We start from the raw sequence: 21,940 nt of genomic DNA, 5'->3' as shown, positions 1-21,940 counted from the left end.
TTGGTCGTGATGGTATGCACTCCCGTTGCCGCTAAGCTTACATCACCTGCTCCGGTCACATCCGCTCCGCCTGCTATTTTCGCTAGGGCACTATTACTGCCCAGATTCAACGCTACCGATGCTCCCATGCCTAAGCTGCCGCCGGTCGCCCCTTTGCCCTGCGGCGTGGCGCTGGCACTGCGGGTTGTTCTGTTTTCTGCTTCAATGGTTACAGAACCATTAGGATCGACAGCAATTGTTGCTCCGTCTTTAATTTCTGCCGTTGCATTGCTGGTTACGCTGTTTAACGCAAAGGATCCCGCTAAGCCCACTTTGCCACCAGCTGCACCAGAAACTGCTTCTGCTGTAAAGTCACTGCTTTGGGCACTGTCTCCTTCTTTATGGGCGATTGCTTGTACTTCTACGCTGCCTGCTTCATGGTCAGCGGCTCCGATGCTGGCGCTGGTTGTTGCTGTCACGGTGTTGATGGCAACGCCTGCTCCAATTCCAATAGAAGCCGTGCTGGTTACCGGCTTGCCGTCTTTATCGGTGCCAATTCTGCCACCGGCTGAACCGTCTCCTGCGGCTTTCGCATCCGTTTCGTTCGCTGCTGTAACACCAAACTTGCCGCCTGCCTTAATGGTTACGCCATCCGGAGTAACGGCTACCGCACTGCTGTCGGACAGGTTCACCCCGACTGCCGCTGCTACGGCCAGTTTGCCTTCGCTCGTCTGGGCACTGGCTGCTTCTTTCTTCTCGGTTTTATCCTTTTGGGCAAAGTCGGTCTGCTCTTTGACCAGGCTGTCTACGTTTTTCCCGTTGGACGCACTGCCATCGTCTTTGGCCGGGGTTCCCCCTGCCGCACTGGCAATGGCATTAGCCTCGGTTTTGCTTTGGTTATCTGCACTAAATACAACATTTCCTTCTGCGGTGATATTTCTTCCCGTGGTCGCAAAAGCCCGATCATTGGCGATGTTGATCGCTACTGCTGCCCCGATGGCGGCTTTTGAGCCGTCCGCTGCTCCTTTGGCTTCAGTCACACCAGTGGCGCTATTGGCAGCACTCACATGTAAGCTGCCGACAGTCAGCAGGTTTTCGGCCACGTCTTCGGCGCTGCCTGTCCGTTTTTCGACGATTGCCGTAGCCTGGTTATCGACACTGTTCATGGCCACAACCGGGGTTAGGGCAATGCCGCCGGAAGCTCCTGCTTCCGCTTTGGTAGAAATGGTATGCACTCCCGTTGCCGCTAAGCTTACGTCGCCTGCTCCGGTCACATCTGCTCCGCCTGCTATTTTTGCTAAAGCACTATTACTGCCCAGATTCAACGCTACCGATGCTCCCATGCCTAAGCTGCCGCCGGTCGCCCCTTTGCCTTGCGGCGTGGCGCTGGCACTGCGGGTTGTTCTGTTTTCTGCTTCAATGGTTACAGAACCATTAGGATCGACAGCAATTGTTGCTCCGTCTTTAATTTCTGCCGTTGCATTGCTGGTTACGCTGTTTAACGCAAACGATCCCGCTAAGCCCACTTTGCCACCAGCTGCACCAGAAACTGCTTCTGCTGTAAAGTCACTGCTTTGGGCACTGTCTCCTTCTTTATGGGCGATTGCTTGTACTTCTACGCTGCCTGCTTCATGGTCAGCGGCTCCGATGCTGGCGCTGGTTGTTGCTGTCACGGTATTGATGGCGACGCCTGCGCCAATTCCAATAGAAGCCGTGCTGGTTACCGGCTTGCCGTCTTTATCCGTTCCAATTCTGCCGCCGGCCGAACCGTCGCCTGACGCTTTGGCATCCGTTTCATTCGCTGCCGTGACGCCAAATTTGCCGCCTGCCTTAATGGTTACGCCATCCGGAGTAACGGCTACCGCACTGCTGTCGGACAGGTTCACCCCGACTGCCGCTGCTACGCCCAGTTTTCCTTCGCTGGTTTGCGCACTGGCTGCTTCTTTCTTCTCGGTTTTATCCTTTTGAGCAAAGTCGGTCTGCTCTTTGACCAGGCTGTCTACGTTTTTCCCGTTTGACGCACTGCCATCGTCTTTGGCTGGGGTGCCACCTGCCGCACTGGCGATGGCATTAGCCTCGGTTTTGCTTTGGTTATCTGCATGGAAGACCACATCGCCACCGGCGGTGATGTTTCTTCCCGTGGTCGCAAAAGCCCGATCATTAGCTATGTTGATGGCTACTGCTGCCCCGATGGCTGCTTTTGAGCCGTCGGCTGCTCCTTTGGCTTCAGTCACACCAGTGGCGCTGTTAGTGGCACTTACGCTTAAGCTGCCGACAGTCAACAGGTTTTCAGCCACGTCTTCTGCGCTGCCTGTCCGTTTTTCGACGATTGCCGTTGCCTGATTATCCACACTATTCATTGCCACAACCGGGGTTAAGGCGATGCCGCCTGCGGATCCCGCTTCGGCTTTGGTATGAATGGTATGCACGCCCATTGCCGCTAAGCTGACCGCTCCTGCTCCGGTCACATCCGCTCCGCCTGCGATTTTTGCCAGGGCGCTATTTGCCCCGATATTCAACGCTACCGATGCTCCTAAGCCTACGCTGCCACCGGTTGCTCCTTTTTCCGTAGGCGTTGCACTGGCTTCACGGGTGGTTCTGTTTTCTGCTTCTATGGTCACGGAACCGGCATTATCGACAGCAATTGTTGCTCCGTCTTTAATTTCGGCTGTTGCATTGCTGGTCACGCTGTTTAAGGCAAACGAACCTGCTAACCCAACTTTGCCACCAGCTGCTCCCGAGATCGCTTCTGCCGTAAAGTCACTGCTTTGGGCAATATCTCCTTCTTTGTGAGCGATTGCTTTTACTTCCACGCTGCCTGCTTCATGGTCAGCTGCTCCAATGGTGGCACTGGTGGTAGCCGTCACGGTGTTGATGGCAACGCCTGCTCCAATTCCTATGGAGGCTGTGCTGGTTACCGGCTTGCCGTCTTTATCTTTTCCAATATTGCCGCCTGCCGAGCCGTCTCCTGCGGCTTTGGCATCCGTTTCGTTCGCTGCTATGACGCCGAATTTGCCGCCTGCCTTAATGGTTACGCCATCCGGAGTAACGGCTACCGCACTGCTGTCGGACAGGTTGACCCCGACTGCCGCTGCTACGGCCAGTTTGCCTTCGCTAGTCTGGGCACTGGCTACTTCTTTCTTCTCTGTTTTCTCTTTCTGGGCAAAGTCCGTCTGTTCTTTGACCAAGCTGTCTACGTTTTTCCCGTTGGACGCACTGCCATCATCTTTGGCTGGGGTTCCCCCTGCCGCACTGGCGATGGCATTGGCCTCGGTTCTACTTTGGTTGTCTGCATGAAAGATCACATCGCCACCGGCGGTGATGTTTCTGCCAGTCGTCGCAAAGGCTTTGTCATTGGCGATGTTGATCGCTACCGCTGCTCCTATAGCGGCTTTCGCACCGTCGGCTGCTCCTTTGGCACTTGTGGTTGTATTGCCCGTGTTATCTGCACTGACGCTCACTGTACCGGTTACGTCTAGGTCTGGACCGCTTGTAATCTTCGCTGTGGTGATGTTGTCTGCTACGGTGAGCCCTACAACAGGTGTTAATGCAAAACCACCGGCTGCTCCCGCTTCTGCTTCCGTCACCAGGGTATGATCACCCAAGGCACTCACACTTACGTCGTGAGCACCCGTTACTTTGCCTGCTATAGTTGCACTGGTGATATTGTCTGCCAGGTTCATTGCGACTGACGCACCGATCCCTAACCCGGCTCCGTCTGTGGTCTTGCCAGGTGTTGCACTGGCCTTGTACTCGGATTGATTCGTGGCTTCTACGTTAACATCCGCTGCTGTTCCGTTAATTTCGGCGTCTTTATCAATGCTGGCTGTACTGGTATTTTCTACGCTGTTGAGCGCAAACGAGCCCGCTAAGCCTACGTTACCGCCACTTGCTCCCGAGATGGCCTCCGCTGTAAACTGGCTGGCCTCATTGTTTAAAGCTTTTGCCGCTACTTCCAGGCCCGTTACGTGGTGCGTGCCTTTGCCAATATGCGCATCAGCTACCGCACTCACGCTGTTGATCGCGACACCCGCTCCGATTCCCGTTCCCGTTGGAGCCGGCGCTTGTTCCCCTTCTTTAACAGGAGCTTTCGCAATTTCTGAATTGCCATCTGCTTTCACTTGCGCGACCGTCTTTTGTTCGGCTTTCGCCGTTAACTTCTTCCCGCTGATGTTGACGCCGTCACTCGTATAGGCTCGTGCGCTGTTTTCCGCTACGTTTACCCCTACCGCTGCTGCTACCGAGAGCTTCCCTTCACTAGTGGACGCCGACTTTGCTTCTTTTTTCTCGGCATCTTTCCCGTTTTTCTGTTCTTGGCCAAAGGCCGTTTGCTCCGCGATCGCTTGATCGACTCCGCCCGCCTCAGCCGAGTCATTTTTCACCGCTGCGCCTTTTTCGTCTTGTTTACCGCCTTTGGCTCCTGCTACAGCACTTGCTTCTACTGTGCTATTGGATTTCGCGGTAAAGCTGACATCCCCACCGGCGCTGATGCTTCTTGCCGTCGTCGCTTCGGCACTGTCCGTAATGACATTGACGGCAAGGGCGGCGCCAATCGCTGCGTTGCCTTCTGCCGAGCCTGTAGCACTTGTCTTGGTACTGCCGGTATTATCTGCGCTAACGCTGACATCGCCACTTACCGCTAAGTCTGCACCGCTTGCAATCTTCGCTGTCGTTACATTATCCGCTACTGTCAACGCCACTACAGGCGTTGCCGCAAAACCACCGGCCGCTCCGGCTTTCGCTTCCGTCACCAGGGTATGATCACCTAAGGCACTGACACTTACGTCGTGAGCACCCGTTACTTTACCCTCAATTTGAGCCGTTGTTATGTTATCTGCTAAATTCATTGCGACTGACGCACCGATCCCTAACCCGGCTCCTGCTGTGGTCTTGCCGGGTGTGGCACTGGCCTTGTACTCGGATTGATTCGTGGCTTCGACGTTAACATCCGCTGCTGTTCCGTTAATTTCGGCGTCTTTATCAATGCTGGCGGTACTGGTATTTTCTACGCTGTTGAGCGCAAACGAGCCTGCTAATCCTACATTACCGCCGCTTGCTCCCGAGATGGCCTCCGCTGTAAACTCGCTGGCCTCATCATTCAAAGCTTTTGCCGCTACTTCCACTCCCGTTACGTGGTGCGTGCCTTTGCCAATATGCGCATCAGCCAAAGCTGATACGCTGTTGATCGCGACACCCGCTCCAATTCCCGTACCCGTTGGAGCCGGCGCTGTTTCCCCTTCTTTGACAGGGACTTTCGCGATTTCCGAGTTGCCATCTGCACTCACTTTATCTACAGTCTTTTGTTCGGCTTTCGCTGTTAACTTCTTCCCGCTTATGTTGACTCCGTCTGCTGTATAGGCTCGTGCGCTATTTTCCGCTACGTTTACCCCTACCGCTGCTGCTACCGAGAGCTTCCCTTCACTGGTGGACGCCGACTTTGCTTCTTTTTTCTCCGCATCTTTCCCGTTTTTCTGTTCTTGCCCAAAGGCCGTTTGCTCCGCAATGGCTTGATCGACTCCACCTTGTTCCGCCGCGTCATTTTTCACCGCGGCGCCTTTTTCGTCTTGTTTACCGCCTTTGGCTCCTGCTATGGCATTGGCTTCTACTGTGCTATTGGATTTCGCGGTAAAGCTGACATCCCCACCGGCGCTGATGCTTCTTGCCGTCGTCGCTTCGGCACTGTCCGTGATGACATTAACAGCAAGCGCAGCTCCTATGGCTGCATTGCCTTCTGCCGAGCCAGTAGCACTTGTCGTAGTGCTACCCGTGTTATCTGCACTGACACTCACATCGCCACTTACTACTAAGTCTGTACCACTTGCAATTTTAGCTGTGGTGATGTTGTCTGCTACGGTGAGTCCTACAACAGGTGTTAACGCAAAGCCGCCTGCCGCTCCGGTCTTGGCTTCCGTCACCAGGGTATGGTTACCCAAGGCGCTCACACTTACGTCATGAGCACCCGTTACTTTCCCTTCTATTTGGGCCGTCGTTATGTTATCTGCCAGGTTCATCGCGACTGACGCACCGATCCCTAACCCGGCTCCGTCTGTGGTCTTGCCAGGTGTAGCACTAGCCTTGTACTTGGATTGATTTCTGGCTTCGACTTTGATGTCTGCCGCTGTTCCATTAATTTCGGCCTCTTCATCAATGCTGGCGGTGCTCGTATTCTCCACGCTGTTGAGCGCAAACGAGCCCGCTAACCCTACGTTACCGCCGCTTGCTCCCGAGATTGCTTCTGCTGTAAACTGGCTGGCCTCACCGTTTAAAGCTTTTGCCGCTACTTCCACTCCCGTTACATGGTGCGTGCCTTTGCCAATATGCGCATCGGCCAAGGCGGTTACGCTGTTGATCGCGACACCCGCTCCGATTCCCGTTCCCGTTGGGGTTGGCGCTTGCTCCCCTTCTTTGACAGGAACTTTCGCGATTTCCGAGTTGCCGTCTGCTTTTACTTGCGCAACGGTCTTTTGCTCGGCTTTGGCCGTTAACTTCTTCCCGCTGATGTTGACGCCGTCACTCGTATAGGCTCGTGCGCTGTTTTCCGCTACGTTTACCCCTACCGCTGCTGCTACCGAGAGCTTCCCTTCACTAGTGGACGCCGACTTTGCTTCTTTTTTCTCGGCATCTTTGCCATTTTTCTGCTCTTGTCCAAAGGCCGTTTGTTCGGCGATCGCTTGATCGACTCCGCCTTGTTCCGCCGCGTCATTTTTCACCGCGGCGCCTTTTTCGTCTTGTTTACCGCCTTTGGCTCCCGCTATGGCACTTGCTTCTACTGTGCTATTGGATTTCGCGGTTAAGCTGACATCTCCACCTGCACTGATACTTCTCGCCGTGGTTGCTTCTGCACTGTCCGTGATAACATTAACCGCAATCGCCGCGCCAATCGCCGCATTGCCTTCTGCCGAGCCTGTAGCACTTGTCTTGGTACTGCCCGTGTTATCTGCATTGACGCTGACATCGCCACTTACATCTAGATCTGTGCCGCTTGCAATTTTGGCAGTGGTCACATTATCTGCTACCGTCAACGCTACTACCGGTGTTAACGCAAAACCACCGGCTGCTCCCGCTTCTGCTTCCGTCACCAGGGTATGGTTACCCAAGGCGCTCACACTTACGTCATGAGCACCCGTTACTTTCCCTTCTATTTGGGCCGTCGTTATGTTATCTGCCAGGTTCATCGCGACTGACGCACCGATCCCTAACCCGGCTCCTGCTGTGGTCTTGCCGGGTGTGGCACTGGCCTTGTACTCGGATTGATTCGTGGCTTCGACGTTAACATCTGCTGCCGTTCCATTTACTTCGGCGTCTTTATCAATGCTGGCTGTACTGGTATTTTCTACGCTGTTGAGCGCAAACGAGCCCGCTAAGCCTACGTTACCGCCACTTGCTCCTGAAATGGCCTCTGCTGTAAACTGGCTAGCCTCATTGTTTAAAGCTGTTGCCGCTACTTCTAGGCCCGTTACGTGGTGCGTGCCTTTGCCGATATGCGCATCAGCCAAGGCTGTTACGCTGTTGATCGCGACACCCGCTCCAATTCCCGTACCCGTTGGAGTTGGCGCTGTTTCCCCTTCTTTGACAGGAGCTTTCGCAATTTCTGAGTTACCGTCTGCACTGACTTTATCTACCGTCTTTTGCTCGGCTTTCGCTGTTAACTTCTTCCCGCTGATGTTGACTCCATCTGCTGTATAGGCTCGCGCGCTATTATCCGCTACGTTCACCCCTACCGCTGCTGCTACCGACAGCTTGCCTTCACTGGTAGACGCAGATTTCGCTTCTTTTTTCTCGGTATCTTTCCCGTTTTTCTGTTCTTGGCCAAAGGCGGTTTGCTCGGCGATCGCTTGATCGACTCCGCCTTGTTCCGTGGAGTCGTTTTTCACCGCCGCGCCTTTGTCGTCTTGTTTGCCACCCTTGGCTCCTGCTACGGCATTGGCTTCTACTGTGCTGCTCGATTTCGCAGTAAAGCTGACATCACCACCGGCATTGATGCTTCTTGCCGTGGTTGCTTCGGCACTGTCGGTGATGACATTGACGGCAATCGCGGCGCCAATCGCTGCGTTGCCTTCTGCCGAGCCTGTAGCACTTGTCTTGGTACTGCCGGTATTATCTGCGCTAACGCTGACATCGCCACTTACCGCTAAGTCTGCACCGCTTGCAATCTTCGCTGTCGTTACATTATCCGCTACTGTCAACGCCACTACAGGCGTTGCCGCAAAACCACCGGCCGCTCCGGCTTTCGCTTCCGTCACCAGGGTATGATCACCTAAGGCACTCACAGTTACGTCGTGAGCACCCGTTACTTTACCCTCAATTTGAGCCGTCGTTATGTTATCTGCTAAATTCATTGCAACTGACGCACCGATCCCTAACCCGGCTCCTGCTGTGGTCTTGCCGGGTGTGGCACTGGCCTTGTACTCGGATTGATTCGTGGCTTCGACGTTAACATCTGCTGCCGTTCCATTTACTTCGGCGTCTTTGTCGATGCTGGCTGTGCTAGTGTTCTCTACGCTGTTGAGCGCAAACGAGCCCGCTAACCCTACGTTACCGCCACTTGCTCCTGAGATAGCCTCCGCTGTAAACTGGCTAGCCTCATTGTTTAAGGTTTTTGCCGCTACTTCCACTCCCGTTACGTGGTGCGTGCCTTTGCCAATATGCGCATCAGCCAAAGCTGATACGCTGTTGATCGCGACACCCGCTCCAATTCCCGTACCCGTTGGAGTTGGCGCTGTTTCCCCTTCTTTGACAGGAGCTTTCGCAATTTCTGAGTTACCGTCTGCACTGACTTTATCTACCGTCTTTTGCTCGGCTTTCGCTGTTAACTTCTTCCCGCTGATGTTGACTCCATCTGCTGTATAGGCTCGCGCGCTGTTTTCCGCTACGTTCACCCCTACCGCTGCTGCTACCGAGAGCTTGCCTTCACTGGTAGACGCAGATTTCGCTTCTTTTTTCTCGGTATCTTTCCCGTTTTTCTGTTCTTGGCCAAAGGCGGTTTGCTCGGCGATCGCTTGATCGACTCCGCCTTGTTCCGTGGAGTCGTTTTTCACCGCCGCGCCTTTTTCGTCTTGTTTGCCGCCTTTGGCTCCTGCTATGGCATTGGCTTCTACTGTGCTGCTCGATTTCGCGGTAAAGCTGACATCACCACCGGCACTGATGCTTCTTGCCGTAGTAGCTTCCGCACTGTCCGTGATGACATTGACGGCAATGGCGGCGCCAATCGCTGCATTGCCTTCTGCCGAGCCTGTAGCACTTGTCTTGGTACTGCCCGTGTTATCTGCGCTAACGCTGACATCTCCGGTTACATTTAGGTCTGGACCGCTTGCAATCTTCGCTGTGGTGATGTTATCCGCAACCGTCAACGCTACTACCGGTGTTAACGCAAAACCACCGGCTGCTCCCGCTTCTGCTTCCGTCACCAGGGTATGTTTACCTAAGGCACTGACACTTATATCGTGAGCACCGGTTATTGCACCCTTTAATTCTGCTGTAGTGATATTATTGGCAAGGTTTAGCGCAACAGAAGCACCTATGCCTAAATCGCCGCCTTGAAGAGCATTTTTATTGGGAAGTGCTTTTGCTGTTTCAGTCGCCCTATTTTCAGCGGAAATGCTGATATCCCCATCGTTACTAGTAATAGAAGCACCTTCACCAATAACAGCTGCGGTTTTATGATTTATTTTATTTACTGCTAAGGCTCCTGCAACACCTATCTGATCTGAACCAGCACCAGACACAGCGGTTGTATCAAACACACTTGTGTCTTCGCCATTATTAGCGGATACAGTTACCCCTTTAGCAGATACCTCTTGATCAATATGCGCTTCATTGACGGAATTGACCTTATTGATCCCTACAGCCGCACCAATACCTGCTGCATCTTTTGCAACAGTACTGCCATCGGCAGTAACGGTAGATTTATTAAGCGCGCTGCTAACAACCTCAACCTTGCCACTGGAATTAGCAGTTTGAGAAGAAGCCATATACGCTCTGGTAGTACTGGAAATATCATTGATAGCCAATGACCCAGCAGCAGTAACGGAACCTTCGCTGGTCTTAGCATCGTCCTGATAATCATTTAATGTTTGATTAGGTGCATTTGCAGCACCACCAGTTGAGGCTGTTGCTGTTGTATTTACTACGTTGGAGGATGAAGCCTCTAATGTAATAGCTGCCGCCTGATTAATGACAGCATTCTCATCAACAATAACACTCGTATCGGAAACAATCTTACTTAATGCTACAGAAGCACCCGCACTACTGCCACTACCGTCAGCAATAGAAGTTACTTCTACCTTATTATCTGCATGTAGTGATAAGTTACCGCTTACATCCAGACTACTATTACCATGAATATGCACTTCAGCTGAACTATCGACTTTTGTAATTGCAGCGGCGGCGTTGCCTTCAGACGGTGGCTGCTCTGGGCCGGGTTCTATTTTCGTGGTCACCTTCACATCACTGGAGGCTGTCATAGCGACGTCACCAGAAGCTTTTATCATTCCACCGCTCACATCCACAAGCGCTTCACTTGTTTTAAGACCTACTATACCTGTTGTCGTATCTTGAACACTGGCAGTAAGGGTAATGTTATTGCCTTCGATATTTCCTCCAGTTATCCCGATTTTTGCGGTCTCACCTGAGTTAACGGAAATTGTAATATCACCGGCCTTGGTGGAGTTAGGACCGGTAGTGAGCAAATTGCCGCTAATGCTGACTTCTTGTACAGCAGAAATGACAATATTACCATTTTTAATCGCGAGTGTTGGATTGTCCTGTATGTTTGTAATGTTAACAATTTGGCTAAAATCAGGCTTCTCTACTTTAAATACCGAACCTGTGGCAACTGTCCCTTCATTAACAACTGTACCTGCTCTTAGTGTAACATCGTCAATAGCACTTATTTTTCCTTTCACCACGATTTGCCCTTGCGCATCAAGTGGCACTGTTCCATCGAAAACCTGGTTAAGCGCTCCCGTGTTGTCAAAAAAATTGTTCATGAATGATTTCGTCGGTGTCATCATGGTCAGCGAGCCCACATTCATTGTACCGGTCGTCCCGACCACTGTACCGTACGAATTGAGAAAATAAACGTTACCGCCTATCTTGCCATCCTTAATTGAATTAAGCATACCGTCTATGTACGATCTTTCGCCATGGACAAGATTTAATAAGTTACTAGTACCGCCTGGGAGGTAGAGATTGACTGTATTATTCGCATAGACATTAAACCGGTCAAATGAGTTGAAACCAGTGACTCCTTTAATGGTTGACGTTGTTATATCGGTAATGCTGCCATTTATCGCTAGGCTTGTACCAGTTCTACCATCAGTAATAATTTGAGGCTCTGCATAAACAATACTATCACTCAGTGAATAAAGAAAAGGTAAGAAACCCAGCATCGTACTTGCGGCAACTGGCAGTACCTTCTTGTGCCAAGTCCGTTTAGCAGGTAATTGTTTAGGAGGAGCAACAATTCTTCTAGTTCTGAATATACTGTAAGCACTACGCATATAGTCTGGTTTACCACGTTTCCAGGCTCTAATCCATTTTCTTTGCATTTTCACTACTACTTCCCCCATCAATCTAGTTTAGTATTTTGCAGTTTCAGCTGATAAATTGGCTTTAAATAATAAAATCAATCAGATATTGAATAAAAAACGCCAAATTGATTTAAGTAAACCTAAATGCAATCTGGCGCTACAACCTTAGTTTTAGGCCCATTATTATACGACCTCCACGCTTTGATAGGTTTATGAGACTATCATTCGACAATTTATTAATATAATAATATCATCATAAAACATCTAAAATTATAAATTTTTTCTTAATAAATTAATGCATTCTTTGATCACAAAATAAAGCGCTGACTAGTTACGATACTGTCGGCGCTTCATCTTAAAAGAACAAAATAGCACTCGGTTTTCCGAGTGCTATTTTTCGTCTAGTATATATATAATTCCAACTCTTCTTTAATAGCATTTTTACAATTGCTAACATAGTTCTTTGTCCCTGCTTCATAATTGCATTTGGCATGACTAAACGCAATATTATCCATATCATAAAAAAGCTTCGCCGCATCATCACTGAGCAACCATGATTCTTTATGATCAATTGTAAAGTCTTCAATATTTATTATCCGCTCCCCACAGCGAAAGCAACTATCCATGTTGCACTTCCTTGCTAATTCAAACATCAGAAGCTCATTCAGCCTGGATTTAGCAGTGCTTAATTTTTCGCCGAGCATTTTTTCCATCTTTTTTGTTCGCCGCTGATAAGACTTTAAGCCGTCATCAGGCGTGTTGTGCCTGATTTTATTTGCGTGAATACCAGTACAGCTACGGCTGCAGAAGAAATAGTCTCTTCCTTCTTTTGCTGTCGCCTCACTTCTTTATCTGCCTTTTCAAATTCCACTCCACACAAATGACAAGTCACCTTCATAAAGCAAAACCTCCACCTAATATAGATAGATCTTACATCTATTATATACCAGGTGGAGGGGAGATTTAATTGGTGGAGGCGATCCGCAGCAGGACAAATCCGCCTTATTTTGGTTAAAAATCCCATAATTTATATATAACCCCAGGAATGTTCTAACATAAATCCTCTTGTTTTTTGTAGCCTCTGCAAAGCGGAACGATTGACATCTACAATATCTTTGAAGCTTCTAGCTTGTGCATATACCCCATTTTTTTCAAGAAATTCAATACGGCGTTCAGCAGTGTTCAGTAGCATCTCATTGGCTGCAATGGTGTCTTTAAAAGTATCTCTTGAACACAATGCCACTTGTTTTTTTAGCGTTTGTAAATAGTGTTTAAAAGCCAAGTTCTCATTAAATGCTGTTGATGATGGTAAAATTCCCGAAAAAATCAAAGAAATATATGAATTATCTAATTCTACATCAGGCTTCATCTCTGTTAAAATCCCATTATTATAAGCTACATCTAAAAATGGAATTTTATATTCTGATAGAGCATGGGGATAATAAAACCATACACTTTTACGTTTTATATCATCTAGCTGCTCAAATTTATTTGAGAATTTTCGTACATTCAAATAAGTTCCCGATGCAATAGCATCTATTTTTGTTGCAGAAAGACTTAATAATTGTTGATTGGCATATCCAACAATTACTTCCCTATTTTGAAGTTTTAAACCAGCACAAAGTTGCATCAGATTAGAAATCCAAACAGGATTATCAACTAAATATTGACCATTATAAGGTTCTGCAATTATGTAATAACCATCTACATCCCATTTACTACTAGTCTCAATAATTTGCTCAATATTTGACTCATCCTGGCACAGTAAATCCGAAGGAAGAGCAAGTGTTAAAATAGATTTTCTATTTTTTACAACTTTCCTAGTAACATCAGAAAGCTTTGAGCAATTACTTTTCCATTGACTAAACCACTCCGAACTATATTTCCGCATAATTCCAGGAATGATAAACTTATCAGAATTGATCATTCCATTATATACATTGATCTTTCTGATCAATATAGTCTCCGAATCGTCTACAGTATTAAGATTGGTATTTAGCGAATTGTCCCAATAACCATACTGAATTAAATTCTTATGATCACATTTTGGAAAATAGCATTGAGGATCAAACATACAATTCACGTTAGCCTTGCTAAATTCCTTACTCCATTTTTCAAGCTGTTTCGGAGTTATGTCACGTGGACTAAGTATTACATTAGTATTTTCCCATTCCTTGCTTAAATCAATGGTTAAATTTTTCATGCCATAACCAAATTGCAAATATAAGTCCATCACAGCCCCTCCAATTGCATTGTAGGTACAACCGCGTCAAACCATTCTAAAGCTTTCTTTGCAGATGGCGGCCTTCTTGTAGGATGTTTTTGCATTAAGGTTTGAATAAAGCTAATAAATTGCCGATTAATATCTCCATCAATTATTATATTTTTAGGCGACACAGTTTTTGTCCTATACCATATTTCATTGACGCTCATTTCTTCACCAGTAAGGAAAGGATGCTCACCTGTAAGTGCCTGAAATAAAACAACTCCTATTGAAAATAGGTCAGCTCTTATATCAATATCACTCTTACTATATTGAAAAAGTTCTGGCGCCCCATAACCAGGCGTATGGGGTCCAACAACTGCTTGAGTCATCGTCAAAGACGCCCTATTCAATTGCCTAGCAATTCCAAAATCAATTAAATAGTATTCACCATCATCGCCACAGATTATGTTATCTGGCTTTATATCACGATGTACAACTTGCAAATTTTCTAACTGCACTGAAATACGAAGTAGCGTATTTAATAATTTCAATCCATCTGGAGTAGATACTTTACCCTGCTCCATTTTCGAGGTCAGCGAAATACCTTTGATATACTCTTCAATTATACAAATGTACGCCTCATTACTCTCAGTAGTAAAATTCTTAATTTCAATCATTTTGGGGACATTAATAATGTCATTTTCGGTTACTATTTCAATTTCTCTTTGAACCCTTAAATCTTCGCTTTTAACAAATTTTGCAACAACAATTCCCTTATCTTGAAAGCTAACTAGAAAAACCTGTTTTTGTCCACTGCTCGGAAACTGTTTAATTATCTCCTCACACTTCAATAATGATTGAACTTCATTCGTTGAAATCATATGCTACACCGCCTTTCCCGACAAGGAGATTGCTCTGCCAATCCATTCATTAAAATAAATTGAATTAAAACTTACAGGTATCGAAGTTTTTTGGGCTTCTCGCATCATTTTAAAGCCATCATTATTTTGAATATATAAGCCTATGCCAAAATTATCAAACCGATCAATAGTATTTTTTTGAGGATTAATAACAAGCTTAGATAGTGCGTAGCTCTCAGAAGCAAAATTCTTATTGATAATTGCTTGCTGAAATACTTCATCCCACTTATTAATTTTAGCTTCCACTGCTTCGATTTTTCTTACACTTAAACTCTTCTTATTCTTAATACACCATTTTTGGTTTTTTCTTATTATCAAGTCTGAATCATATAATTTTTCTACTGTGAGTATTACATCTTTCCAACTGCATCCTAATTGCGTAACAATATTCGTAGCATCAATTCCATGTGATACATATATATGATATAAAATTTTTAAGTCAGCAGACCCAAGTTCAAATCTAGATTTATTCCATTGCTCAAAATTATTTGGATTATATTCAACAAAAACGATATCTGGATATGATAAATTTATTTTAGGTTCAATAAATATCGCCAATTTCTTAGTAGAAGTTGGTTTAAAAATCTCTTTACGATAATCAATAAACCTTTTAACTAACTCAAATTCTTCCCCGTGTGTATTCTTACGTGTTATGATTCCTAGTTTTTTGTTAGATTCACCTATTTCAAATATGTCATCCATACACATCACTCCACCGTAATTGTACTATAATTGCTTTGGTATAGCAATTGAGCGCTGTAAATATATACAAAATATTCTTCCAAAATAAAGATTCCTTTAGACCTCAAATTACCTATCTGATGAATCAACTGTAGACTCATTCTTATTAGTTCAACTCAAAAACTCTTGCTCATTCCTCTAAAGGCTTTTTTTGAAATCACTCCATGTTCAACAATATCATCATTGTCACCAAGCAAACGATAGTAAACCGTCTCGCCTTGCACTGCGTATTGAAGCAAATAGTCTGCTCCATCTTCCATTTCAGCATCAATCCATTCATCATCAGGAACACTGTCCACATCACCAAAATAGGTACGCGAATCCGTCCCAACAATCTCGCAATCCTGCTTTCTGACGTAGTGTGCTGACGGGTCGCCTACATTCACACGGTAGGCATCCTTTCTTTCGCTCAATACGGCAAATTCCTGGCCCACCTTGTTGGCATACCAGAAATCTGCTGATGAAGCCCTGACAATACGGATGCGAATGCTTTGCTTAGTTTTCTTCATTGTTGCCCACCCCTTTGTTCTCTTCCGTCGATACAATCCAACTTGTAAGACTCAGAAACTGTTTTGGCATGATGACAACCACACCGAAATCGCTGCCAAGCAAAACCAATACGCTCACAAATTCATCATTCGGAGCAGGAAAAACGTCAATGTACTCTGGCAATGCCGTCCGAATCTCATTAGGCAAACTTCGCACATCCTTTTCCGAGTCCATCACCAGCACATAGCCGCCGTAGCCGCTATCTTCTGCTCTGTCTTCACCGTACTCCGCATCCAGCACCGTTACAGCCTCCCGTACCACTGTAACAACCGCTTGCGGCAACTGGAGGCCAGCAATCTTTCTAGCGTGTGCAATCTTCAACATTTTGGAGTCCCCCTCTCAAATTTTCACGGTACACGCAGAAAAGACCTATCAGCTTTCCCATTGCTGATAGGTCTTACTGTTGCTACTTGTCATTTTTACAGCTTTCCAAATTCCATTGCAACCGCATTCGCGGAGCCAAAGGATGAAAACTAATCATTTGCATTTTGTCGGCGAAATCACCTAACTTCTCTCGAAAGTATTCTTGCCGTTTCTGCACCGCCTTGCTACTCTCTCCCGCCTTGCCCCAGGCAATGACGATTACATCCACTCGTGCTGCCGACGCCAAAATCTGCTCTAAATTGTCCGGCTCGATTTCATCCTTCATGCTCTTTCTACCATCAATAGTCGAAAAGAGATTGACGATTTCCGCTGTGCCAAAATCCATGCGGTATAGATTGTTCATCACATACATAGTCGTAGGGTCAAGCAGCATGCCATCTGCATAGCTCGGATTGACCATCAGCACCATTGCCTTTTTCTTGCTTTTGTCCCATTCCTTCTTTAGCAAATAGCGGTGCCGCCGATCATCGGAAAACACCACTTCCGTTTTGACTACGCACTTATCAGTCATCATACGAAATTCCTCCCATTGAAGTGAAAAGACCTATTGGCCTCATAGTTCGCCAATAGGTCTACTATTAAATTACCTCTAATTCTGCGGCTGTAAAACTGCCTTGTTCGGTATGTACCTTTCCCCTTCTACCTGCACTCGAAAAACCTGCCACAATAGTGTACCGTCCTCGCTAAAGATCAGGTACGCCCAGCCTTGGGCATTGCTGTACCCGCTCTGCCAGCGTACAATGTACTCGTTGGGCTTGTCCTCACTGGCTCCCTCAATCGAAATTTTGTCCCTGGAATCGTCAATGCGACTTCCATGCCTAGCCCAGCCCGAATGCTGGCCCCACACTTTGTTCCCCTCACACCAGAGGGTCATAGAAAATCCGCTGCCCTGTTGCTCGTTGGAATACATCCATTCACTGACAGCCGGTTCAGCAAATACTGCAACAGATTGCAAAACAAGCAGAACGCCAATCAGTACTGCCATGCCTAATTTTCTCATGTCAACACGCTCCTAGGTTGTACTAAAAATAGTCCTCAAAAGAACATTGTCAAAAACCAGCGGGCAATGAAGGCAAAGATTCCTGCCCCTATTGTTGCATTGATGGTACTGACGCCATGATGAGTGATTCCATACAGAAACCCTATGATCATCCCCCCGATAATCCACTTCAGTAATGACCTTCCAAATGAATGCATAATCTTCTCTCTCCTTTAGCTAAATAAGATACAAACGCTTGCTACGAAATCTCTCTTTGAATCTGCTTTTTACCCAACCTCCAATCCTAGCCATTTCAATTTCCTTATGGTACAAAAATTCATTCACAAAGTCTGGCTAAATCCCTATTTCTGATCTATCTTTTTTGAATACTATAGTCTGTAGACCAATACTCTCCATCAATCATATAGTGTGAATATGATTGATAAAATTTTTGGACAAGTTTTAAAGAAATTAAGAACGGAAAAAGGCTTGAGTCAGGAAGAATTTGCCGCCAACGTCGGTCTGCACCGTACCTACATCAGCCAACTGGAACGGGGCCTCAAAAGTCCCTCCCTCGGGGTAATGGCCAAAATATCAAGCGAGCTTGGCATCACATTAGTTCAGTTGATGATCGAATTGGAGCAAAATCAAGACTAGCTTTTTCGCACAGCATTATGCAAAATATGACAATATGCTACCGATAGAATACTATAGTATTCAAAGAGTGTCAATATGTCTGCCTATTCCTTATGCCCTTAAACGCGTTTACCGTTCTGGTGACGCGTTTTTTCGTTTATCTAACAGTAATCCCAGCCAGGAATGAAAAACCATCTGCCTGCCTTTGCTTTGGCTGCCAAGCTGCCCTATCACGTAACCAATCCTAACGCGTCGGTCTTTCTCAATTCTGCCTATAGATAAAATTAGGCCGCTTTTAGCAGCAAGCGCAGCAGTTTTCTTCGGCTGATTTCAGCTGAGAAGTGATAAGCGTCCGCTTGCTTTTCTTGGCCGTACAAAAGGAAAAAGACCACTTCGACGTGGTCTTTGTAAACGATAACCTTTTCAACATAGTTACCAATGAATTTCTTGACTTCGGGGATGTTTCGCTCGGTCACAAACTGCCGAAACATCCCGAACAAGTCTTTGAGTCCCTCTTCCGTAACCGGCGTTCTGGTATGGCGGGACTGAATATTTAGCAGAGCAGCTTCCGTTTTGGCCTTTTCTTGTTCCAACTCACCCAGTTTGGCAAGTAATGCTGTTCCATGCCCCTTAGCTACCGCATCCACAATGTTGCCTATCTGCTTTTCCACTTCACCAAGCAGGGCCTTCAGCCGAGCTACTTCGCTTTCGTGACCGCTGTAAAGGCTATCCTGATACTCGTTAAGCTTTCTCACCAGGTAGGGGATGGCTTTGTCGTTGAAAATCCGCCGTTCCAATTCCTGCAGCACATACGCTTCGATATACTCGCGGCGCAGTTCCTTGTTGTCACAGCCTTTTGTGCGTTCCCGGTTGCCGCAGCGGTACGTTACGTGCTTGTTCTTGTTCCTGCCGGAATACTTGACATTGCCCATCATGGCGGGGTTGCGTCCTTTTTTCGTCAGGCATTCGCCGCATACGATAAGCCCGCTCAGCAGGTATACCTCTTTAGCCTTGTAGGCTCCCGGCTGACGCTTGTTGGTCTGCATCTTTTTCTGTGCCTGACTGAACATTGCCGGGTCAATGATAGCAGGCATACCTCCCGGCACGCGAATAATGTCGTCATCATTCTTGGCTTCGTGATTGTTGCGCCTGCCCTCGGCATCCTTGGCCTTGGCCCGGTTGAATATATAGACGCCGCTGTACTTTTCATTGGCTAGAATGTCATGAATGCTGTTCTTGCCAAAGGGCTTGCCTTTCTTGGTCTTGTACCTTCTGGCGTTCAGTTCGTTAATGATTCTGTCATAGCCGCACCCGTCAAGGTACATCTGAAACATCATACGGACGGCCTGAGCCTCCTGCTCGTTAATGACATACTGCTTAGTCTCCTTGTCCACATCATATCCTAGCGGGGGTAGACCTCCCGTATGCTTGCACTGATAGGCATTCTCCCGCATGCCCTTCATGACCTCACGGGCCAAGTTACGGCTGTAGTACATGGCCATACCTTCCAGTACGGATTCCATCATGATGCTTTCCGGCGAATCATCAAGATTTTCCAAAACACTCATGATGGAAACACCATTTTTCCGCAATCTCCGTTTGTAGTAAACATTGTCATACTTGTCGCGGCTGAAGCGGTCTAACTTGTGTACAATCAGAACATCAAACAAGCCTTTTTCACTGTCTTCAATCATACGCTGAAAGTCAGGCCGCCTGTCGGTCGTGGCTGATTTGGCTTTGTCCTTGTACACTTCCACGATTTGCAGGCTGTTGCGCCGCGCATAGTCCTCAGCGGCCCGGATTTGGGCGTCAATGGATTCATCCCGCTGGTTGTCACTGGAAAACCGGGCGTAGATGACGGCTCTTCTAACCATTGACCTCACCCTCTTTCCGGTCTGAGCTGTTTTTTACTTTAGAAATTTTATCTAAAAGGACGACTGCCGGATGATAAAAGGCCTCTCTGGTGCTTTCATCCAGCGGTGTTTCCCGAACGACAGTTACGCTAAGCGGCTTGTAGTAGCCGCATTTTAAGCTGTCCCTGGACAAGCTGGTTTGGTAGGTGGTCAAATGCTGCGGTTTTGCTGTACAGTACTTTACGTTTGCCATGCTGCTAACTCTCCCCTCCCCGACTGTTTGTCCCTCTTTCAGAGAGCAGAAAAGCTGGTCGGGTTTTCGTTTGTTGCCGCTTTTGCCAAACCAACTCCGCTTTGGCAGCGGGTTGGTTGGCCTGCAGCTTTCTTGTCAAAAATAGCATTACTTCCGGTAACGTTCCTCTAGAATGGTTTTCAAAATGAAAAATACGATACCCAGCCAGGGATTCACGCCGTCACCTCCTTTGAGGCAGCGGCTACTCACGCAAGCAAGCCTTTTTCCTTAAAACTGATATACTTCCCTTTACCGATGATGAGGTGATCGGCAACGGCAATGCCCAAAATCTCACCTGCAGCAGCAAGGTTTTTCGTGAGCGCAATATCCTCCTGACTCGGTGCGGGATCACCGCTGGGATGGTTGTGAACCAGAATCACGATAGCGGCCATAAGGCGTACAGCCCTGCGGAACAATTCTCGCGGACCGACAAGAGCGGCGTTGAGTGTCCCTTGTGATACCGCTTCTTCGGCTATGACGCCGTTTCTTGTATTGAGGTAGAGCACCCGAAATTGCTCGACGGGCAAGTATTGCATGTCCAGCACCCGGTCAAATACATCCTGCGGGCCACGGATAACAGGCGGCAGCTTGCTGTCTGCGCGATAGATACGTTTAGCCAGTTCACACAGGTACTGAAGCTGTCTGGCCTTAACCGGACCAATCCCTTTAATCAGCTTTAATTCCTGCGGATAAGTCTGCAAAAGCGCCTGCTGAACACTGCCATACTCAGCCATTAACTCCCGCACTGCAGGCTTAGGTAAAACAGCCTCTAAAAGGGTCTCGTCAGTCACGTTAGAAAGGGTGGATGGCATTATCATCAATGTCCTCCTCACTTTCCTCTTCAGCAGGCTGTTCGGACAGCCACAGACGGATTTTATCCGGCATAATAGCATCCGGCAGGTACACTTGATCAATAAAGTCATTATCTGCCATGAGATAAAGAACATAGAAAACCTCGCCTGCGACCGCCAACCGACTGACCCATTCGGGCATGATGAGCGCTAAAGATTCGGGAAGTCCAATGGCGGTAAGATCTTGGTCAGCTGGCTCCAATATGCCGAATACCCCATGTGTTTCCAGATTGAACTCTTCCAGATCCAATTCGGGGGCAAAATTCTCCCTAAGCCGGTTCATTTTCCGTGCGAAATGGGCGGCAAGTTCTGGGCTGATGCTGCCTGCAAGTTTTAGCCGCCTGACATCGGCCATGGTTTTGATGATGTACATACCTTCACTCCCTTGATTGGGACTGGCGGAAAAGTTGGCCAGCCCTCAGTATTCAAGGAAATAATATATGTTTGATATTTGCTACGATTCAGTTTAGCAGTATTGTCAGTTTGGAATCTAATACAACTACCCCACTCTTACCGGCATCGGCCTCTTTCTTTCAGTCGGAACTTTTTTAACCGAGACTACATTTTCCCATATATCTCCATATTTGTCCGCCTGATGTTCAAGCACAACCTTAACTACTTTGCCTTCAAGCCGCTTAAAGTCAAAACCTGATTCCGGTTCCGTCCCCAGGATTCCTTTAACGATCGGATACATTCTTCCATCAGGTCTCAGACTTTTACTTGCCCTGAAGCACACTGCAATATTGTCCAGAATTTCCTCACTGAAGATAATAAACGGAATTGTAATTTTAATCCACTCTCCATAAGCGCCTTGCATCCGTTCTGCCGATATTCTCCCGACTTTAGCCTGATATTCGCCTTCCGGCAAACGCGGACCACGGATCGGTTCATTCCAAATATACAGATTCGCATCCTCATCGCCTCTTAACTCCTGCTCATTTTCTTCAGCAATTGCTTCGTATTGATCATATTGATTCATATCCATGATTGTTCTCCCCCATTATTCTCAATTCTCTAAC

Annotated in this window: 17 protein-coding genes; 1 reads left to right on the top strand and 16 read right to left on the bottom strand. The window is 47.4% G+C overall.

Annotated elements, in window-relative coordinates:
- The 11 genes from EV210_RS14725 to EV210_RS22695 form a co-directional block, all read right to left on the bottom strand.
- On the bottom strand, positions 1–11,528 hold an 11,528-nt coding region (locus EV210_RS14725), incomplete at its 3' end, for a leukotoxin LktA family filamentous adhesin (RefSeq protein ID WP_243650565.1).
- A 383-nt stretch (positions 11,529–11,911) separates the two neighbouring features.
- Complete coding sequence (locus tag EV210_RS14720) at positions 11,912–12,223, bottom strand: HNH endonuclease signature motif containing protein (protein ID WP_132082030.1); 312 nt, start codon at positions 12,221–12,223, stop codon at positions 11,912–11,914.
- A 26-nt stretch (positions 12,224–12,249) separates the two neighbouring features.
- Entirely contained in the window at positions 12,250–12,408 is a 159-nt protein-coding gene (locus tag EV210_RS22700) for a hypothetical protein (RefSeq protein WP_165898923.1), read from the bottom strand.
- Positions 12,409–12,537: 129 nt separating this feature from the next.
- A complete protein-coding gene (locus tag EV210_RS14715) occupies positions 12,538–13,743 on the bottom strand; it encodes a hypothetical protein (protein WP_132082028.1) in 1,206 nt (401 codons plus the stop codon).
- Entirely contained in the window at positions 13,743–14,597 is an 855-nt protein-coding gene (locus tag EV210_RS14710; protein WP_132082026.1) for a serine/threonine protein kinase, read from the bottom strand. Before EV210_RS14710 ends, EV210_RS14715 begins: the two co-directional genes overlap by 1 nt.
- 3 nt (positions 14,598–14,600) lie before the next feature.
- Positions 14,601–15,338 (bottom strand): hypothetical protein, encoded by a 738-nt coding sequence (locus EV210_RS14705; protein WP_132082024.1) that lies wholly within the window; start codon positions 15,336–15,338, stop codon positions 14,601–14,603.
- A gap of 155 nt (positions 15,339–15,493) precedes the next feature.
- On the bottom strand, positions 15,494–15,886 hold the full coding sequence (locus tag EV210_RS14700) for a hypothetical protein (protein ID WP_132082022.1): 393 nt from the start codon (positions 15,884–15,886) through the stop codon (positions 15,494–15,496).
- Positions 15,873–16,250, bottom strand: coding sequence for a hypothetical protein (locus EV210_RS14695; RefSeq protein WP_132082021.1), 378 nt, complete (start codon positions 16,248–16,250; stop codon positions 15,873–15,875). The genes EV210_RS14700 and EV210_RS14695 overlap by 14 nt, the downstream gene beginning before the upstream one ends.
- A gap of 82 nt (positions 16,251–16,332) precedes the next feature.
- Positions 16,333–16,824 (bottom strand): DUF1643 domain-containing protein, encoded by a 492-nt coding sequence (locus EV210_RS14690; RefSeq protein WP_132082019.1) that lies wholly within the window; start codon positions 16,822–16,824, stop codon positions 16,333–16,335.
- 75 nt (positions 16,825–16,899) lie between these two features.
- Positions 16,900–17,310 carry a hypothetical protein gene (locus EV210_RS14685; protein WP_132082017.1) on the bottom strand — a complete coding sequence of 137 codons (411 nt, stop codon included), beginning with the start codon at positions 17,308–17,310 and terminating at the stop codon, positions 16,900–16,902.
- Positions 17,311–17,345: 35 nt separating this feature from the next.
- A complete protein-coding gene (locus tag EV210_RS22695) occupies positions 17,346–17,507 on the bottom strand; it encodes a hypothetical protein (protein ID WP_165898922.1) in 162 nt (53 codons plus the stop codon).
- A 217-nt stretch (positions 17,508–17,724) separates the two neighbouring features.
- On the opposite strand from EV210_RS22695, the gene EV210_RS14680 reads away from it, so the two are divergent.
- On the top strand, positions 17,725–17,946 hold the full coding sequence (locus tag EV210_RS14680) for a helix-turn-helix domain-containing protein (protein WP_207900742.1): 222 nt from the start codon (positions 17,725–17,727) through the stop codon (positions 17,944–17,946).
- A gap of 263 nt (positions 17,947–18,209) precedes the next feature.
- On the opposite strand, the gene EV210_RS14675 is transcribed toward EV210_RS14680, so the two are convergent.
- The 5 genes from EV210_RS14675 to EV210_RS14655 all read right to left on the bottom strand — a co-directional run bounded on the left by EV210_RS14675 (position 18,210) and on the right by EV210_RS14655 (position 21,906).
- Positions 18,210–19,799 carry a recombinase family protein gene (locus EV210_RS14675; RefSeq protein WP_132082013.1) on the bottom strand — a complete coding sequence of 530 codons (1,590 nt, stop codon included), beginning with the start codon at positions 19,797–19,799 and terminating at the stop codon, positions 18,210–18,212.
- On the bottom strand, positions 19,792–20,031 hold the full coding sequence (locus EV210_RS14670) for a hypothetical protein (RefSeq protein WP_132082011.1): 240 nt from the start codon (positions 20,029–20,031) through the stop codon (positions 19,792–19,794). The genes EV210_RS14675 and EV210_RS14670 overlap by 8 nt, the downstream gene beginning before the upstream one ends.
- A 245-nt stretch (positions 20,032–20,276) precedes the next feature.
- Positions 20,277–20,888 carry a RadC family protein gene (radC, locus tag EV210_RS14665; RefSeq protein ID WP_243650562.1) on the bottom strand — a complete coding sequence of 204 codons (612 nt, stop codon included), beginning with the start codon at positions 20,886–20,888 and terminating at the stop codon, positions 20,277–20,279.
- Positions 20,863–21,294: a hypothetical protein gene (locus tag EV210_RS14660; RefSeq protein WP_132082009.1), complete on the bottom strand. Its 432-nt coding sequence runs from the start codon at positions 21,292–21,294 to the stop codon at positions 20,863–20,865. Before EV210_RS14660 ends, radC begins: the two co-directional genes overlap by 26 nt.
- Before the next feature lie 126 nt (positions 21,295–21,420).
- Positions 21,421–21,906, bottom strand: a complete 486-nt coding sequence (locus tag EV210_RS14655; protein WP_132082007.1) for a hypothetical protein — start codon at positions 21,904–21,906, stop codon at positions 21,421–21,423.
- Positions 21,907–21,940 lie beyond the last annotated feature (34 nt).

The sequence above is a fragment of the Anaerospora hongkongensis genome, from assembly GCF_004339805.1.
Lineage (GTDB): Bacteria > Bacillota > Negativicutes > Sporomusales > DSM-15969 > Anaerospora > Anaerospora hongkongensis.
This window is presented reverse-complemented; position numbering and strand designations above follow the sequence as displayed.

Coding starts and splice junctions, on each gene's coding strand:
- EV210_RS14720 (WP_132082030.1), bottom strand. CDS start 12,223: ATGGAAAAAATGCTCGGCGAAAAATTAAGCACTGCTAAATCCAGGCTG.
- EV210_RS22700 (WP_165898923.1), bottom strand. CDS start 12,408: ATGAAGGTGACTTGTCATTTGTGTGGAGTGGAATTTGAAAAGGCAGAT.
- EV210_RS14715 (WP_132082028.1), bottom strand. CDS start 13,743: ATGGACTTATATTTGCAATTTGGTTATGGCATGAAAAATTTAACCATT.
- EV210_RS14710 (WP_132082026.1), bottom strand. CDS start 14,597: ATGATTTCAACGAATGAAGTTCAATCATTATTGAAGTGTGAGGAGATA.
- EV210_RS14705 (WP_132082024.1), bottom strand. CDS start 15,338: ATGGATGACATATTTGAAATAGGTGAATCTAACAAAAAACTAGGAATC.
- EV210_RS14700 (WP_132082022.1), bottom strand. CDS start 15,886: ATGAAGAAAACTAAGCAAAGCATTCGCATCCGTATTGTCAGGGCTTCA.
- EV210_RS14695 (WP_132082021.1), bottom strand. CDS start 16,250: ATGTTGAAGATTGCACACGCTAGAAAGATTGCTGGCCTCCAGTTGCCG.
- EV210_RS14690 (WP_132082019.1), bottom strand. CDS start 16,824: ATGATGACTGATAAGTGCGTAGTCAAAACGGAAGTGGTGTTTTCCGAT.
- EV210_RS14685 (WP_132082017.1), bottom strand. CDS start 17,310: ATGAGAAAATTAGGCATGGCAGTACTGATTGGCGTTCTGCTTGTTTTG.
- EV210_RS22695 (WP_165898922.1), bottom strand. CDS start 17,507: ATGCATTCATTTGGAAGGTCATTACTGAAGTGGATTATCGGGGGGATG.
- EV210_RS14680 (WP_207900742.1), top strand. CDS start 17,725: ATGATTGATAAAATTTTTGGACAAGTTTTAAAGAAATTAAGAACGGAA.
- EV210_RS14675 (WP_132082013.1), bottom strand. CDS start 19,799: ATGGTTAGAAGAGCCGTCATCTACGCCCGGTTTTCCAGTGACAACCAG.
- EV210_RS14670 (WP_132082011.1), bottom strand. CDS start 20,031: ATGGCAAACGTAAAGTACTGTACAGCAAAACCGCAGCATTTGACCACC.
- radC (WP_243650562.1), bottom strand. CDS start 20,888: ATGATAATGCCATCCACCCTTTCTAACGTGACTGACGAGACCCTTTTA.
- EV210_RS14660 (WP_132082009.1), bottom strand. CDS start 21,294: ATGTACATCATCAAAACCATGGCCGATGTCAGGCGGCTAAAACTTGCA.
- EV210_RS14655 (WP_132082007.1), bottom strand. CDS start 21,906: ATGGATATGAATCAATATGATCAATACGAAGCAATTGCTGAAGAAAAT.